This is a genomic window from Robertmurraya mangrovi, assembly GCF_034427655.1.
Taxonomy (GTDB): Bacteria; Bacillota; Bacilli; order Bacillales; family Cytobacillaceae; genus Robertmurraya_A; species Robertmurraya_A mangrovi.
The window spans coordinates 59516-77294 of record NZ_JAXOFX010000006.1 but is presented as its reverse complement, the minus strand read 5'-3'; the positions used below and the strand labels follow the sequence as shown (position 1 = coordinate 77294).

Annotated in this window: 12 protein-coding genes; all 12 read left to right on the top strand. The window is 38.0% G+C overall.

Features of this window, described 5'->3' with window-relative positions:
• The 12 genes from SM124_RS11120 (at position 1) to SM124_RS11065 (ending at position 17734) form a co-directional block, all read left to right on the top strand.
• On the top strand, positions 1–681 hold the full coding sequence (locus tag SM124_RS11120; protein WP_322446597.1) for an ABC transporter ATP-binding protein: 681 nt from the start codon (positions 1–3) through the stop codon (positions 679–681).
• A 93-nt stretch (positions 682–774) separates the two neighbouring features.
• Positions 775–1452 (top strand): response regulator transcription factor, encoded by a 678-nt coding sequence (locus SM124_RS11115; protein ID WP_322446596.1) that lies wholly within the window; start codon positions 775–777, stop codon positions 1450–1452.
• Positions 1452–2858: a sensor histidine kinase gene (locus tag SM124_RS11110; protein ID WP_322446595.1), complete on the top strand. Its 1407-nt coding sequence runs from the start codon at positions 1452–1454 to the stop codon at positions 2856–2858. The genes SM124_RS11115 and SM124_RS11110 overlap by 1 nt, the downstream gene beginning before the upstream one ends.
• Before the next feature lie 700 nt (positions 2859–3558).
• Positions 3559–4485 (top strand): ABC transporter permease, encoded by a 927-nt coding sequence (locus SM124_RS11105; RefSeq protein WP_322446750.1) that lies wholly within the window; start codon positions 3559–3561, stop codon positions 4483–4485.
• Between the two features lie 16 nt (positions 4486–4501).
• The gene (locus tag SM124_RS11100) at positions 4502–5401 is read left to right on the top strand and encodes a carbohydrate ABC transporter permease (protein WP_322446594.1); all 900 of its coding nucleotides are present in this window, start codon (positions 4502–4504) and stop codon (positions 5399–5401) included.
• A gap of 210 nt (positions 5402–5611) precedes the next feature.
• Complete coding sequence (locus tag SM124_RS11095; RefSeq protein ID WP_322446593.1) at positions 5612–7267, top strand: type 2 periplasmic-binding domain-containing protein; 1656 nt, start codon at positions 5612–5614, stop codon at positions 7265–7267.
• Positions 7268–7446: 179 nt separating this feature from the next.
• A complete protein-coding gene (locus SM124_RS11090) occupies positions 7447–9309 on the top strand; it encodes a sensor histidine kinase (protein WP_322446592.1) in 1863 nt (620 codons plus the stop codon).
• Complete coding sequence (locus SM124_RS11085; protein WP_322446591.1) at positions 9302–10813, top strand: response regulator; 1512 nt, start codon at positions 9302–9304, stop codon at positions 10811–10813. Before SM124_RS11090 ends, SM124_RS11085 begins: the two co-directional genes overlap by 8 nt.
• Positions 10814–10996: 183 nt before the next feature.
• Entirely contained in the window at positions 10997–11806 is an 810-nt protein-coding gene (locus SM124_RS11080) for a glycoside hydrolase family 16 protein (protein ID WP_322446590.1), read from the top strand.
• A 19-nt stretch (positions 11807–11825) separates the two neighbouring features.
• Positions 11826–13160: a GH1 family beta-glucosidase gene (locus SM124_RS11075; RefSeq protein WP_322446589.1), complete on the top strand. Its 1335-nt coding sequence runs from the start codon at positions 11826–11828 to the stop codon at positions 13158–13160.
• 23 nt (positions 13161–13183) lie between these two features.
• A complete protein-coding gene (locus SM124_RS11070; protein WP_322446749.1) occupies positions 13184–16375 on the top strand; it encodes a cellobiose phosphorylase in 3192 nt (1063 codons plus the stop codon).
• A 21-nt stretch (positions 16376–16396) separates the two neighbouring features.
• Positions 16397–17734 carry a glycoside hydrolase family 30 protein gene (locus SM124_RS11065; RefSeq protein ID WP_322446588.1) on the top strand — a complete coding sequence of 446 codons (1338 nt, stop codon included), beginning with the start codon at positions 16397–16399 and terminating at the stop codon, positions 17732–17734.
• Positions 17735–17779 lie beyond the last annotated feature (45 nt).

The following is a 17779-nucleotide window of genomic DNA, read 5'->3' as shown; positions in this document are numbered from 1 at the left end:
ATGGAATTTTTTACGGTGAGGGAAGTTAAAAAAGTGTTCACGAATGGTACAGTAGAAGAAGAAATTTTAAAAGGAATTAATCTTTCTCTGAAAAAGAGCGAGATTACCGCCTTAGTCGGTTCTTCAGGGTCGGGAAAAAGTACGTTACTCACCATTGCGGCAGGACTTCAACCGGCATCAGATGGTCAAATTCTGTTTGAGGGACAAGAGTTAAATACACTGAATCAGGAGCAAATTCGGAAAATACGAGCTAGTAAATTTGGTTTTGTTTTTCAATTTGCCCATCTCGTTCCCTTTCTTACAGTGGAAGAACAACTTCTACTCATGCTAGATGTTTCGGAAACGAAATTTAGTAAACAGGAACAAAAAAGAGAAGTTCATCAAATTCTAGACTTAGTTGGGATGGGTCACCGGAAACAGGCGTACCCCTCTTCCTTATCAGGAGGGGAGAAACAACGAGTGGCCATTGCACGTGCCATCATTCATAAGCCGCAAGTACTTTTCGCGGATGAACCGACCGCCAGTCTAGATTCAAAACGATCCATCGAGGTAATGTCGTTAATCAGAGATTTAACCAAAACCCTAAACATCACCACCCTAATGGTTACCCATGATGAAGACATGCTCAGTTTCGCTGACTCCATCGTTCAAATGAGTGATGGACTCATCTTGCAGCATTAATTCCTGTTTTGCATTTCTTAAATTCCGTAAGTACGGTTACAATAGTTTCATAACATCAGACTTTTTTTGACACGATGTATAGGAGTAAACAATATGACAAATATTCTACTAGTTGATGATGATATCAATATGATCAAGCTAATCCATATACACCTGACTGAGCAAGGGTATCACGTTTTTTTAGCAGGTGATGGATTGCAGGCTTTGGACATTCTAAATAAGGAGACCATTCATTTAGCTGTTGTTGATGTCATGATGCCGTTTATGGACGGCTATACACTAACGAAAGTGATACGAACTCAGCACAATATCCCAGTCATACTTTTAACGGCAAAAGGTCAAATTGAGGATAAGGAGAAGGGATTTCAAGCGGGGACAGACGATTATCTTGTTAAACCATTCGAACCGAAAGAACTAAGCTTTCGGATAAAAGCTTTGCTGAGGCGTTACCATCATGAATTAGCCGATCACATGATTCAAATTGGAAATACAACGATAAACAAAAAGAGTTATGAAGTGAAGATTCATGACCGAACGATTCTTTTACCATTAAAGGAGTTTGAACTCTTGTATTTTCTTATGTCCAAACCCTCCCAAGTGTTCTCAAGAGACCTCCTGATTGAACAAATTTGGGGTTTAGATTATGAGGGGGATGACCGAACGGTAGATGTTCATATCAAGAGATTAAGAGAGCGTTTTTCTCCATTAACCGATGATTTTCAAATCAAAACGGTGCGAGGGGTTGGGTATTCTTTGGAGGTCAAAGGGTAATGAAATCTCTTTATATAAAATTTGTGGTCATTACGATTGGAATTATGATGGTTAGTAGTATTTTTGCCTTTTTAATATCAAACACGTATTATCAGCAAAAATTAAAGCCTTTTAACGATGAAAAAATCACAAAAATCGCCCAATCCATTGCAACATTTACGGAACATCATCCGAATATGGATTTAGAAGAGTACTTGGAAAACCTCTCTACAATCGGATATCAAATGTACTTGATGGATGATTTGGGAGGAGAATCTTATTTTGGAGCTCCTTTTCGAGACAAAAGTCTAACGGAGGAAACGAAGAGACAAGTGTTGGACGGCCAGATTTTTCATGGAATTCTTCAATTTCCACAAGAAACGTTCGTCACCGGATTTTTTGCCAATGAATTAAAAAATACAATTGGGGTCCCATTAACACATAACGGAAAAATTTATGCTCTTTTTGTTAGGCCAGATATTAAACTCTTATTTAATGAGATGCATCTTTTGTTTGGATGGCTGCTTGCATTCACTATCCTATTAAGCACGATTATGGTAGTGTTTAGTACGAAATATTTAGTAAAACCCATTACGAAATTAACGAAAGCGACTACATCTCTTGCAAATGGTAGGTTCGATGTGGAACTGGAATTGTCAGGTCAAGATGAACTGGGAGAGCTTTCGAAAAGCTTTTTACGAATGGCTAAAAAGTTAGAGCAAATGGAGGATATGCGGAAAGAGTTCATCTCGAACATCTCTCACGACATCCAGTCCCCATTATCCAATATAAAAGGGTATATCAACCTAATTGATCAGGAGTCAATTACTATAGAAGAAAGACGTCAATACGTTTCTATCATCAACGGTGAAATTACAAGATTATCTACTTTAACGAAACAGTTATTACTTCTTGCTTCCTTAGACCGTGATGTGGATATTTTAAAGAAAAAACCCTTCAATGTCGGACAGCAGCTTAAGGAGCTCATACGTAATTACCAATGGCAAATAAGCGAAAAAGGAATCATGCTTAGCTACCACTTACCAGATACAGAAATGATAGGGGACCCATCCTTACTCCATACCGTTTGGGAAAATCTCCTCACGAATGCGATCAAATACAATAAACCAGATGGCAGTATCGATATATCAATAGAAGATAAGGGCGAATCAATCAGCGTCACGGTTTCCGATACAGGAATAGGTCTAACAAACGCAGAAACAGAAAGAATATTCGACCGCTTCTACCGGGCAGACACCGCCAGAACCCGAACCATTGAAGGAACTGGCCTGGGACTATCCATCGTCTGGACGATCGTAAAAATGCATGGTGGGCAAATTACCGTCAATAGTAAAGAAAAAGAAGGGTCTTCATTCATAGTTGAAATACCATCGCGGGACGGGGGGACAGGTTCGTTGTCCCGATAGTGGGGAAGGGGGTTTTCAGCATAAATTATATAACGGAACCAAAGTAGAGATAGGGTTCTACCTTCCTATATTGTCCACTAAATTTAAAATGGCTTTTATTATACAAAAAATTTTGCTTGATTTTTAATTTGCTTGAAGTCTAAGAATATCTTCTCTATAATTAGGATATAAAAGAAAAGATCAGGTGGATGAAACACCTGATCATTACAACATACACGCCGTTATAGCGGCTAACCTTGAGTATGAGAGAAATAGTCACCGAGCTTGGTCGCGCAGGATGGCTATTTCTTTTTGGTTATAGCGACGACAATGGATACAATGGTTCAAAAGCTCCTCTGAAATAGAGGAGCTTTTTGCTGTACTTAAAAAATAAATAAATCCAAAATTTATCCAAGAGACCATGTGATACTAAGGTAAAATTCAACCGCAAAACTCCATTTTAATAGTCTTCATATACCCCATTTTCAAGCACTCTCCCACATTCTATGAAAACGATACCATCATGATGGTATCAATATTTCTCCCATTAAACCTTAATCTAAAAAATTGGTACCATAAGCAAAATTTCATGGCTTATAAATGTTCTTCATTTTTTTTAATATAAAGACATAGGAAAGACAAATGCAGCTAGGTGGTGATAGAAATGGAAGTCAAAATACAACAACCAGTCGAACAACAAGAAAGCGGCACCATTATTAAAATGAGTAAGAAAGAGAAATTTAAAAAATTGAAAAAGACAATCATTTCTCAAAAATATTTGCAGGTGATGGCACTATTAGGGGTAGTTTGGATGTTCATATTCAACTATATCCCGATGTATGGGTTGGTCATCGCTTTTAAGGAGTACAGCATCATTAAACCAATTTCAGAAGCACCATGGGTTGGTTTGATGCAGTTTAAAGAATTCCTGCAAGATGAGAACTTCTGGATTGTCCTAAAAAATACACTTGGAATCAGTTTAATTAAATTGTTTATCGGGTTTCCGCTTCCCATCATATTTGCCCTTATGCTTAATGAGCTTACCTCATTAAAGCTGAAGAAAGCGGTACAAACCATTTCGTACTTACCTCACTTTATTTCATGGGTAGTTCTTGGAGGAATCTTGACCACTTGGCTTGCGGATATCGGAGTCATTAATGATATTTTACTAGGTCTTGGATTAATCAGTGAACGAACGAATTTCCTAGCTGAGCCGGATAATTTCTGGGCCATTATCATTCTATCGGATATCTGGAAAGAGCTTGGATGGTCGGCCATCATTTATCTTGCAGCCATTGCAGGTGTTTCTACTGAACTTTATGAATCTGCAACGATTGACGGAGCGAATCGTTTTCAAAAAATGTGGCATATCACATTGCCATCTATTCGTCCAACCATCACAATCCTTTTTATCCTTGCTGTAAGCGGTGTCTTAAATTCAAACTTTGATCAAATATTAATCCTTCGAAACTCTTTAAATGAAAGCGCATCAAATGTAATTGATATTTACGTCTATCAAATGGGTATTCAGAACGCCAGATACTCTTATGCAACAGCAGTTGGATTACTGAAAGCAATCATTGCTTTTATCCTTCTACTATCTGCTAATAAAATTGTGAAAAAACTAAATGGAACATCTTTATTCTAAAGTGAGGTGATTATCTATGTTTAAGCTATTTAAACGTAATCGAAGAACGACGAGCGAGTACATTTTTGATAATATAAACATTCTTATCATGCTATTTATATGTGCGATTACCCTTTATCCCATTTGGTACGTGGTAGTGAATTCTTTAAATGACGGTGTGGATGCGATGCGAGGCGGCATTTACTGGTGGCCGAGGGAGTTTACCATCGAAAACTATAAAGCTGTATTTGAGACTCCAGGAATTGTAACATCTTTTGGAGTCACCATCGCAAAAACCGTTATAGGAACTCTCACGCATGTGTTCTTTACAGCAATGGTTGCCTATGCGATTTCCAGAAGAGATCTTTACGGAAGAAAACTTTATATGATGATTGGGATCATCACAATGTTCTTCAGTGGCGGGTTAATTCCTTACTTCCTATTAATTAGGGATCTTGGATTGTTTGATAATTTCTTAGTATACATTATCCCAACTATGTTTAACTTCTTCCACTTAATCATTTTCGTTTCCTTCTTTAGGGAGCTGCCTGCTTCTTTAGAAGAAGCAGCAAAGATTGACGGAGCGAATGATTTTGAGATTTTTATAAAAGTAATTATTCCACTTTCCATGCCGGTTATTGCTACAATCGCCTTGTTCCAAGGAGTATATCAATGGAATGATTATTTTGCTGGTGTCATTTTCGTCAATAATCCGGATCTTCAACCGATCCAGACTTATTTATACAAAGTTGTGGCAGAGTCAAGCTCTAATCAGATGATGATGAATGCTGCAGGAACAGTGGCTACAAAAACGGTCACATCTCAATCTATCAAACTAGCAACAATGGTTGTTACAACCCTTCCAATCATGCTAGTGTATCCATTCCTACAGAAATACTTTGTAAAAGGAATGCTAATTGGTTCTGTGAAAGGCTAATAAACGGATTTAATTCTTCTTCATTGAAGAAATTAAATAATAAATGCTTCATTATTGGATGTCATGCTTTATTCATGGAAGATACCCCCTTCCAAATATGTAGGAGGAAGGCTGAATATGCTATGCAAAAACAGTCTTTCCCCATCTTTTTAAAGCAGTGTACATTGAGTAATGGGGTCCCAAAATAAAAAAGAGAGAGTGGGTCAAAAAATGAGGAGAAAATCATTCTTTAAAAACTTTTCTATCCTTCTTGTTCTAGCGTTGGTTTTATCCCTTTTTACAGGATGTATCAACAAAACAAATGAAAACGCTTCCGAAGAAAAGGATGCAAATAAACCGAAGGCGACAGCTGATGCTCCAGGTTGGCAATCTAATAAAGATCCAATTACTTTTGATTGGTATGTAAACTTTTCATGGTTTGCACATAAATGGGGCGATGATGTTGTTTCAAAATATGTAACAGAAAAAACAGGTGTTTCAGTCAATTACATTTCTCCAGCGGGAAACGAAGCAGAGAAAATGAACACGATGATTGCTTCTGGTAAGCTTCCTGATTTCATTACATTAGGTTGGTGGGAAGATGCAGTTAAAAAGATGGTTGAGGGAGAGTTAGTTCTTCCGTTAAATGAACTTGCTGACCAATATGATCCTTATTTTTATAAAGTAGCAGACGGTGCGAAAATTGAGTGGTATAAGCAAGAGGATGGCAATACTTACGGTTATCCAAATGCTTCATCTTCACCGAAAGATTTTGATAAATACAAAGACCTTAAGCCTTCTAACCAAACGTTCCTAGTTAGAAAAGATATGTATGAAGCAATTGGAAGTCCTGATATGAGTACTCCTGAAGGTTTCTTAAAAGCACTTGAAGATGCAAAAGCAAAATTCCCTGAAATAAACGGTGCTCCTATGATTCCGTTTGGATTGAATGAATTTACAGATGTAGGTAATACATCACTTGAAGCGTATTTACAAAACTTCCTTGCAATTCCTATGGAAAAAGACGGAAAAGTATATGACCGTAGCCAGGATCCTGAGTATCTTGCATGGTTAAAAACATTCAGAGCAGCAAACGATAAAGGCCTTCTAGCAAAAGATATCTTTATCGACAAACGTCCACAAATGGAAGAGAAAATTTCACAAGGTAGATATTTCGCAATGTTATACCAACGTAGTGACCTTGCTGCACAACAGCACGCATTATATGCAAAAGATCCAAACTCTGTATACATTGCCGTTGATGGACCTGCAAACTCAAAAGGAGATGCACCTACTTTAGCAGGAGACAGTATCTCTGGATGGACAGTAACATTAATTTCAAAAGATGTAAAAGATAAAGAAAGAGCGATTCAATTCCTAACTTACCTAATCAGTGAAGAAGGTCAAAAAGATCTTTACTTAGGTAAAGAAGGAGAAACGTATGATGTTGTCAACGGAAAGCCAGAATTCAAGCCAGAAGTTCTAGATTTATTAAATAAGGACCGTGCAGCTTTTGACCAGCAATATGGTGCTTCTTATAAATATTGGATGTTAATGGATACAAATATGAACCTTCAATGGCTACCACCTTCATCTGAGCCTTTCAAACAGATGGAAGACTGGACAAAAGGAAAGACTGTGAGCTTTGCAGAGTTTGATGGTATCAGTCCAACTGGAACATCTGCTGAAGGAGTTGCCGCAAGTAAAATTGCACAGGCATGGGGTAAAACACTTCCTAAACTGCTTCTAGCTAAATCTGATCAGGAATTCGATCAGTTGATGAATGAATTCTTAGATAAACGCGATTCTTACGGATACGACAAAGTAGTGAAGTATCAACAAAAAACTTACGAACTGAACAAAGGTAAACTTGACGCAGCAAAATAATGTTGATTAAAAGACTGTCTCATTTAGAAATTTTCTAAATGGGACGGTCTATTTATGTTTATAGGATAATCTATTAGGTAAAAAGCAATAAAGTTTTTTGAAAAAAGGCCCCTCAGATACTTTTAATGATAAAACTAGTTATACTATGGATAGGTTAAAAATAGATGGATGTGAGTAGTATGAATATTTTGCGATTATTTAAAGTGATAGCTAATCAATTAAATAACCTGTCTCTACAGCAAAAGCTAATTGCTTTATATATTACCATTATCATTATCCCAATTATTATCTTCACTACAATTTATTCAAAAGATGTTTACAACCGAGCGATAAACGAAATCAGAATACAAAATGAAAGTGCTCTTGAAATTGAAAAAATTCATATCAAAAACAACATTGAAACGATGAGGCGAACCGCACAAATGGTCATTTCTGATATGGAATTCATTGATTTCGTTAAAACGAGGAATGAAGCCAATATTAATGAGTTGATTGATTTTAAAATGAATGAGCTATCTAATGTAACGAGACTCCAGGCGAATAATCCAGCAATTGAAAACATCCGTCTTTATACGACTAATCCCTATGTCACCGAAATGTGGCCAATCCTTTTTCAAGAGAAGAGGATCATGAACAAGCCTTGGAGAGGAGAGGTCATCCGCCGGAACGGAATGGAATTGTGGTGGTTCGACCAACAAACAGAAGATGTTCTTGAAAGACTTCCTTCACAAAATACGTCTAAGATCTCTTTGCTAAGAGAGCTCGATTATCCAAAGAATGAACATTTGGGGATTATTGAAATCAATATGTTTCTGAAAAACTTTTTTCCAAAGATGTTTGGCACGATGAATAACCATGATTCTGTTTATGTTGTCCTAGATAAGGATATGAACATGATCAGAAATTATCAACACACTTTCTTTGAAGATAAGAATATTAACCCTGAATGGCTTAAGAGTGAATTTGTAAAATCTCAAAAAGAACATAAGGTAAGCTTTCAATTCAATAGCAATGGCACCCCGTACCTTGTTATTACTGCTTATTTAGATGATTTAGAGGCGACACTCCTAAATGTGATTTCCCTTGAGGGTTTGAATGCTGAAACAGCCAAGACTAGGAATGTCTTTTTAAGCGGAATTATTATTCTCGTAACCATTCTTTCTTTGTTCACCTATGTGCTGGTTTCCTTGCTTCTTAAAAAAATGTATCATCTAAAGGATTCAATGAAACGAGTAGAAAAAGGGGATTTCAACGTTGATGTAGACATTAGCGGTCATGATGAAATTGCAGAACTCGGTTTTCATTTTAAAAGTATGATTGGAAAAATAAATAGCTTGATTGCGGATGCTGTAAACAAACAAGCGGCTGCAAAAGAAACAGAGCTAAAGGCATTGAAAACACAAATAGACTCGCACTTTTTGTACAACACCCTTGAAAATATCAAGATGATGGCAGAAATTGAGGGGAAATACGATATCTCTGACGCTATCACTTCCCTAGGTGAGATGATGCGCTATAATCTCAGGTGGAAAAATGATTTTGTTGTACTAGATGAAGAACTTCATTATATAAAAAATTATATCGATATTATGAATTTACGTTTGGATGGGTTGCTTAATTTGGAAATTGACGTTCCGCGTGAATTACTAGAGCAGGAAGTTTTGAAAATGTCCCTTCAACCTATTGTGGAAAATGCGGTTAAACACGGGATTATCCCTAAAAATCTGAGCAGTCATGGTACGATTACCATCAAAGTAGATTATTCGGATGGGATAGCGGTTATTGAAATCACCGACAATGGTATAGGGATGAATCCAGAACAATGCGACCAGTTAAATACTCGAATTCAATGCGAACAGGAAAATGCGCAATACTCCTTTAAGGACGGAAATGGAATAGGCGTTAGAAATGTAAATGAGAGAATAAAACTATACTATGGAAATGAATATGGAGTATCTGTCACAAGTAAAGAAGGAGAATTTACAACGGTGACTATTAAGGTGCCTAGTAAGTTGATGAAAGGGGGGAGCCATCGTGTATAAAATCCTCATTGTTGATGATGAGAAAAATATCCGTCAAGGAATCCAGGCGATGATTCAAAGAGAATACCCAACATTTGAAACTTTTATTGCTGCAGATGGATTAGATGCTCTTGAATGTACGGAACAAGAACAACCTGATATCCTGATTACCGATATAAAAATGCCGCGACTAGATGGCATACAGTTAATTAAAGAGCTCCAAGAGAGGGATCAGAAACCGGCACTAATCATTCTTAGCGGATACGACGATTTTTCTTATGCAAAAGAAGCGATTAAACATAGGGTGAAGGATTATTTATTAAAGCCCGTAAATAGGAAAGAACTGTTCAAAACATTGAATACGATTATTGAAGAGTTAGAATCTAATCATAAAATGACTTATCAGCATATGGATGAGTATCGTGCTAGTCAGTTGAATTACATTTTACTAAATCCCAATCTCAACAAAGAAGATATCCATTCTCTTTTTAAAAAAATGCAAATCGGATCGTATCCGGATGGTTATTATGTGATGATTGTTGATTCGAGTGAGGAATTGCAAGGAGTAGATTTGCTTCAGAGAATTCATGAGTTACTACCCTCAGAGCTCAATGGGAATTACCTGTCCTTCCTTGATAAGGATGGTAGAACGGTTTTAATCACTGCTAATGTCCAAATTCTTCCTCACCTGAAAGAACAATTAGCAAGGGACAGGAATTTTGTATTTTCAGTCGGTGTCAGCGAGAAGGCTGACGATCTTACAGAGTTAAAAGACGTATACAATCAGGCAGAATCAGCTTTGAAATATCACTTTCTTTACCCTCGTAGCCAAGTAATTTTTTATGAGAAGGTGAAGGGAAAACAAGAGATTTCATCCTTACCAGTCGATCTAATCAATAAGATTTCCAATATGCTTGGGACAGACCGGGAAAAGGAGATTAAATCTTATTTATTGCAAATCATGGATTTTGAAGTCATCTCTAAGAACGACATAAGCTACCTTGAAAATGTAAATAAAGAAATCAATGAAACGATCTTTAAGAGCTTCTTTGCTAGGTTAGGTGAGGAGTCACTCGAGACATTTAAGCTCTTAAATAAAATGAGTGAGATTTACAATTTTGATAATTTTAATGACTATTTCCACGCACTTGAAGACTTTTTGATGAGAATACATGAATACCATAAACAAATGAAATCGGTGTATTCCGAACAAAAGTATATGGACAAAGCGATTGAATATATCAGAGAAAACTATCATAAAGATTTAAACCTTGCTGTCGTATCGAATTATATCTCGCTCAATTATTCCTATTTTAGCCATATGTTCAAGGAGTTTACAGGTCAGAACTTTGTTGATTACCTGAAAATGGTCAGGATAGAAGAGGCAAGGCGGTTATTAAAGGAAACGGACTTTAAAGTTTTTGAAATAAGTGAAATGGTAGGCTATAAGAATCCGAAGCAGTTTGCAAGAGTTTTTAGAGAAATAGAAGGAATCTCTCCAAAAGAATATAGGGAAACAAAGTAATGGATGGGCTGAAATGCTCATCCATTTTTTGTTAAGCGCATTTCAGTATTTTATATAGAATTTCTATGCCTAAAATATTGAAACCCTATACAAAATTATCTGTCTGAAGATGTTCGGCTAACACAGGTAAAATAAGAGTTAGGTAATAGGGTAAATATTTGCTCCATGGAAGGAGAGGTTGATTTGAAACTAAATCAAGATAACTTAAACAAAGAAATGATGACGCTTTCAAAATTAGATGATTCAAAGCAATGGAACTTAATATGGGAAGATTCCTTTGAACTTTCGGAAATAGATTCTAGCAAGTGGAATTTCGTTGAGGGAGGCTGGGGCTTCGGGAATGAAGAGTCACAGTATTATACTGCTCGCAAAGAAAACGCAAGAATAGAGAACGGAAAGTTGGTTCTTGAGGCAAGACAGGAAGCCTATGAGAAGATGAATTATACTTCCGCTAAATTGACAACAAAGGGAAAAGCAGCATGGAAGTACGGACGCTTTTCTATACGTGCCAAGATGCCTGAGGGTCAGGGTATCTGGCCAGCGATTTGGATGATGCCTGAAGATATGGAACGGTATTCCGGTTGGCCAGCTTGTGGGGAAATAGACATCATGGAACAGATTGGACATCAGCCGGGTACGGTTTATGGAACCCTTCACTATGGGCTGCCTCACACTTATACAGGGGAAAATTACACGCTGCCAGGAAATGCGAAGTTTTCTGATGATTTCCATGTGTTTACCCTAGACTGGGAACCAGGGGAATTCAGGTGGTATGTAGATGGAGTTCTGTATGCACGGCAGAACGAATGGTTCACCAAGCCTGACCTAGAGGGAGAGAATATCTCTGGTGATGCACCGTTTGACCGGGAGTTTTATTTACAGCTTAACCTTGCTGTTGGTGGAAAATGGCCGGGATACCCTGACGAGACGACTACTTTCCCACAACAAATGATCATTGACTATATAAAAGTTTACGAGAAACAAGACGAATAAATGTAAAGGAGAAATTCAAATGAATAAATTTTCTAAGGATTTTATTTTTGGAACGGCTACTTCTTCCTACCAAATTGAAGGGGCTTATCAGGAGGATGGAAGAAGCCTTTTTATTTGGGATACCTTTTCAAGAACACCTGGAAAAGTATTTAACATGGATACAGGGGATATTGCGTGTAACCATTATCATTTATATGAAAATGACATTGAGGTGCTTAAGACCCTTGGTGTAGATTCCTATCGCTTCTCCATCGCCTGGCCGAGAATCTTTCCTGAGCAGGGAAAATATAATCAAGCCGGAATGGACTTTTATAAAAATTTAGTTAAGCGTTTGCTTGAAAATGGCATCAAGCCTGCTGTTACACTTTATCATTGGGATTTGCCGATGTGGGCACATGAACAAGGCGGTTGGACGAACAGGGAATCCGTGAACTGGTTTATGGAATATGCAGAAAAATGCTATGAAGAGCTTGATAGCCAAGTAGATTATTGGATTACCCACAATGAGCCTTGGTGTGCTGGTTTCCTTGGCTACCATCAGGGAATTCACGCTCCGGGACATACGAATATGGAAGAAGCATTAAAGGCTGTGCATCATATTTTACTTTCCCATGGGGAGGCAGTGTCCCTTTTAAAAGAGAAATTTGCATCGACCACACCGATAGGCATTACCTTGAATCTGTCACCTATGTATCCTGCTAGTCATTCGGTGAATGATCAAGTGGCTGCAAATAATGCAGACGGCTATTCAAACAGATGGTTTCTTGATCCTGTGTTAAAAGGATCTTATCCGGTAGATATGATCAATTTGTTCTCCAAATATGTTCACTCCTATGATTTTATTCATGAAGGTGATTTGGAGAAAATATCAATCGAGTGTGATTTCTTTGGAATCAACTTTTACAGTCGTGGCTTGGTGGAATTTAATGCAGCCTCCGATTTTCTATACAAGTCAGCGTACTCAGACTACCCTAAGACTGGAATGGGCTGGGATATCTCGCCTGTAGAATTCAAAGACCTTATACACCGTCTTCGTGAAGAATATACGAAATTACCAATCTATATTACGGAAAATGGTGCGGCGTTTGATGATCAAGTGTCAGAGGACAACAGAGTTCGTGATCGTGAGCGCCAAGAGTATGTTGAACAACATATTAAAGCGGTGGCCGAGCTGAATGAAGAGGGGATGAACATCGCCGGGTATTATCTATGGTCTCTTCTTGATAATTTTGAATGGGCATTTGGTTATGATAAACGATTTGGTATTACCTATGTTGACTTTGAAACACAGGAAAGAATTTTAAAAGACAGCGGCTATCGTTATGCAGAAATTATTAAAAACCGATCAATTTAAATTCAGGAGCACTGGAGTTGAGTATGATGGAAAAATACCGAATGGATGAGAATCAGTATTTAGTAATTGAACAATTTGACCAAGCAAAAACGTTTTCGAGCTTTTTGCCCGGGCTTGCCGGCTTATATGGGGTTCCAATCTGGTCATTTTATGTTAATCGTGGACAGGCAATGGTGAGCTTTGGCGTTCAGGATAAAAACCATGCCATTACAGAATTTTTCCCAGCTAACCAAGCATACCAGAGAGTATCGATGAACGGATTCCGTACATTTATCAAAAAGACAGCTGAAAACGGAACGACTATCATCGAACCATTTGCATCCCATGGCTCGACTAAGGGTCGCACTAGAAATATGTTTATAAAAGAAAATGAGTTGAAAATTGAAGAAGTGAATGAGCAAGAGGGATTGAAAACGCTCGTCACCTATTTTACCCTTCCGAATGAAAACTTCGGTGCTTTAGTTCGTAAGGTTGAAATCGAAAATATTTCAGCAAAGACAATGGAACTTGAAGTGCTCGACGGACTTCCAGCCATCATTCCTTTTGGCGTGGATGATGCTGCTTATAAAGCAGTTGGTAACACGCTAAAAAGCTGGATGGATGTTTTCAATCTTGAAAATGGCATTCCTTATTATAGAGTACGTTCATCAACCAATGATTCCGCAGAGGTGGAAGAAGTTTCGAAAGGGCATTTTTATTTAAGCTTTACGGAAGAAGGCAATTTGATCTCACCGATCGTAGATGCTGAACTGATTTTTGGGTATAACAGCTCTCTTTCTTACCCTAACGAGTTTGAAATGAAATCCATTGATGAATTAACTGGTGCGAATCCGGTAACTTCCAATAAAGTACCATGCGGTTTCTCTGGCTTAGGCAAGGAACTAGCACAAAATGAGAAGATTTCATTCTATACACTTGTTGGTCATGTGAAGGATATCAACATCATGAATAACAAGGCTGCTGAAATCATGACAAGTGGCTATATGGAACAAAAATATCGAGAAAGTCAAAGTCTTGTTTCTGAAATTACGGAAGATATAAAAACAAAAACACGTTCACCATTATTTGATGCTTATGTCAATCAGAGCTACCTTGACAATGTACTACGCGGGGGATACCCAGTTTTATTAGAAACGGACCATGAGCCATTTATCTATTATGTATACTCAAGAAAACACGGCGACCTTGAAAGAGACTATAACTTTTTCTCGCTCGCTCCTGAGTTCTTCTCCCAAGGAAATGGGAACTTTCGTGATGTAAATCAAAATCGTCGTAATGATGTCTTCTTCCATCCTGAAACAGGCGATTATAATATCAAGCTGTTCATGAGTTTGATTCAAGCCGATGGATATAATCCTCTTGTCGTGAAAGGAGCTAGCTTTGAAATTTCAAAGAAGCAAGATTGGAACTGGCTTGAGGAGATGGTAACTGAGGCAACTGATGCGGATTTTGTTAAAAACAAGCTTGCGGGAACGTATACACCAGGTGATTTACTTCAGACGATCACGGATAAAGGTATTCAGCTAGAAGTATCGCTTCCTGAATTTCTTAAGAAGGTTCTTTCAAAGAGTAACCAAAAGATTGAGGCGGAGTTCGGTGAAGGTTATTGGATGGATCACTGGACTTATAATCTGGATTTAATTGAAAACTACTTGAAGGTTTTCCCGGACAAAAAGAAGCAGCTATTATTTGAGGACACTGACTACAAGTATTTTCATAGCCCTGTATTTGTTCTTCCTCGTTCGGAGAAATATGTTCTTACTGATGGGAAGGTTCGTCAGTATGAAGCCATTGTGGAGGAAGGACACCAAACAGATTCAAATTGGGTGAAGAAACCAAATGGTGATTACTTTACATCCAACCTATACAGCAAATTATTTAATCTAGCACTCATTAAATTTTCTACACTGGACCCTTATGGAATGGGTGTGGAGATGGAAGCAAATAAACCAGGCTGGAATGATTCGATGAACGGACTACCAGGCTTATTTGGTTCAGCAATGAGTGAAACACTTGAGCTAAAACGTGTTCTAGAGTTTGTTCTTGCAACTGGGCAACAGGTAGAGGGTGAAGTTTTCCTTCCAACCGAAGTAGGTAGCTTACTAAATTCTATAAATAACAACCTCACACAATACGAAACGGGTCAATTGAACGATTTCGACTATTGGAATTCAGTAGCAAGTGCTCGTGAGCAATACCGTGAAGAAGTTCGAAATGGCTTTAATGGAGAAGAGGAGAGTTTCTCTATCCTGAAGATAACTGAATTTGCAAAAAGGATGCTAGAAAAAACAAAATTAGGAATTACTCGCGCAACAAAAATAGGCGATGGACTGATTCCTACCTATTTCTACTTCGAAGCAGTGAAATGGGAGAAAATTACCGATGAAAGTGGCGTGGAGAAGAAAAACAAAAAGGGACTTCCGGTTGTAAAAGTTGAAGAATTTGATGTTTCTATGCTTCCACACTTCCTTGAAGGTCCTGCAAGAGAGCTGAAGAGTGCGGACTTCACAACCGCTAAATCGATTTATGACCATGTAAGGAATTCTGAGATTTTTGACACGAAGCTGAAAATGTATAAAACATCTACTTCATTAGAAGAACAGACCTTTGAAATTGGTCGAGCAAGAGCTTTCACACCAGGCTGGTTGGAGCGAGAATCAATCTTCATGCATATGGAATTCAAATATCTTCTTAGTGTTTTGAAATCTGGATTATATGAAGAGTTTTTTGAGGATATAAAAAATGTACTTCCTCCTTTCATGGACCCAGAGGTTTACGGTAGAAGCATCCTTGAAAACTCATCCTTTATTGCAAGCAGTGTGAATCCAGATGAAAGTCTTCATGGTCAAGGGTTTGTTGCCAGACTGAGTGGAACGACTGCTGAATTTTTAAGCATTTGGCAATACATGATGGTTGGTAAAGAAGCCTTCACCGTTAAAGAATCCGGATTAGCCTTAAAGTTACAGCCTGTTTTACCATCATGGCTATTTGATGCAAACGGAGAAGTTCATTTCAAATTATTAGGACATACTGATGTAACCTACCATAATCCTTCGGGTAAAAACACTTTTGGTCCTAGAGGTGCTAGTACAAGGAAGTATGTACTTCAAGTGGATGGAAGTAAAGTTGAAATTGATGGACCATGGATTCAAGCACCGTATGCAAAGGATATAAGGGACGGAAAAATCGAAAGAATAGACGTTTATCTAGATTAATAGAGCTTGGGGGCTTATTGTATGCAAATCAAGATGATTCAAACCGCTAAAAATACGGGAGACCGATTCGCTGATAAAGGAAGCCTTACGTTTACAAATGAAACTAATGAGCAGAACGTGATGTTAAAACTAGACCCAAAACAAAAGTTTCAGAGCTTTATGGGATTTGGCGGAGCATTTACTGAAGCAGCTGCTTATACACTAGCGCAGATTTCTGATGAAGATCGTGCAAGTGTAATAGAAAGCTATTTTAACCCTGAAACAGGACTCAACTACAGCCTTGGCAGAACTCATATTCATAGTTGTGACTTTGCACTGGAAAATTACACGTATGTGGAAGAGAATGACACAGAACTTAAAACCTTTTCCATTGAGCGTGAAAGAAAATATGTACTGCCGCTCATTAAAGATGCTGTGAAATCAAGGGGAGAGGAATTAACGATTCTTTCTTCTCCTTGGAGCCCTCCGGCATGGATGAAAACAAATAATGAAATGAATAACGGTGGGCAGTTGAAGCCAGAATTCTATCACACATGGGCTTTGTACTATACGAAATATATTAAAGCGATGGAACAGGAAGGAATTCCTATCTGGGGAATTACCGTGCAAAATGAACCAGAAGCAACTCAAGTCTGGGATTCTTGCAGATACTCGGCTGAAGAAGAGCGAGATTTCGTGAAAAACCATTTAGGTCCCGTTATGGAACAAGAAGGTCTTGAAGACAAGAAAATTATCATATGGGATCATAACCGTGATATAGCGTATGAACGAGCAAAAACGATTCTGTCAGACGCTGAAGCTGCAAAATATATTTGGGGCACTGGTCTACACTGGTATGTTTCCGAGGAGTTCGAAAACTTAAGCAAAATTCATGAAGAATTCCCAGATAAACATTTAATTTTTACCGAGGGTTGCATTGAAGGTGGAGTGAAGCTAGGAGCCTGGCATACAGGTGAACGATATGCGCGCAACATCATGGGTGATATCAACAACTGGCTTGAAGGCTGGATCGACTGGAATATCGTTCTAAATGAACAAGGTGGCCCGAACCATGTAGGCAACTATTGTGACGCCCCAGTTATTGTTGATACGAAGACAGGTGAGATTCACTATAATAGCTCTTATTATTATATTGGTCATTTCAGCAAATACATCAAACCGAATGCAATAAGAATTGCACATGACCTTCACCATGAAATGTTGAAGACGGTTTCCTTTCAAAACGAAGATGGATCTATTGTTGTAGTCGTGATGAATGATGAAGATAAGTCAGAAACGATCACGATTTCACTAGAAGGGAAGGTTACAGAAGCGGTGCTGCCAGAGCGTTCTATTAGTACGTTCGTAATAAAAAGTTAGGCTGTTTTGCAGGAAATGATTGATTAACTTTAGATTGGGTAGATT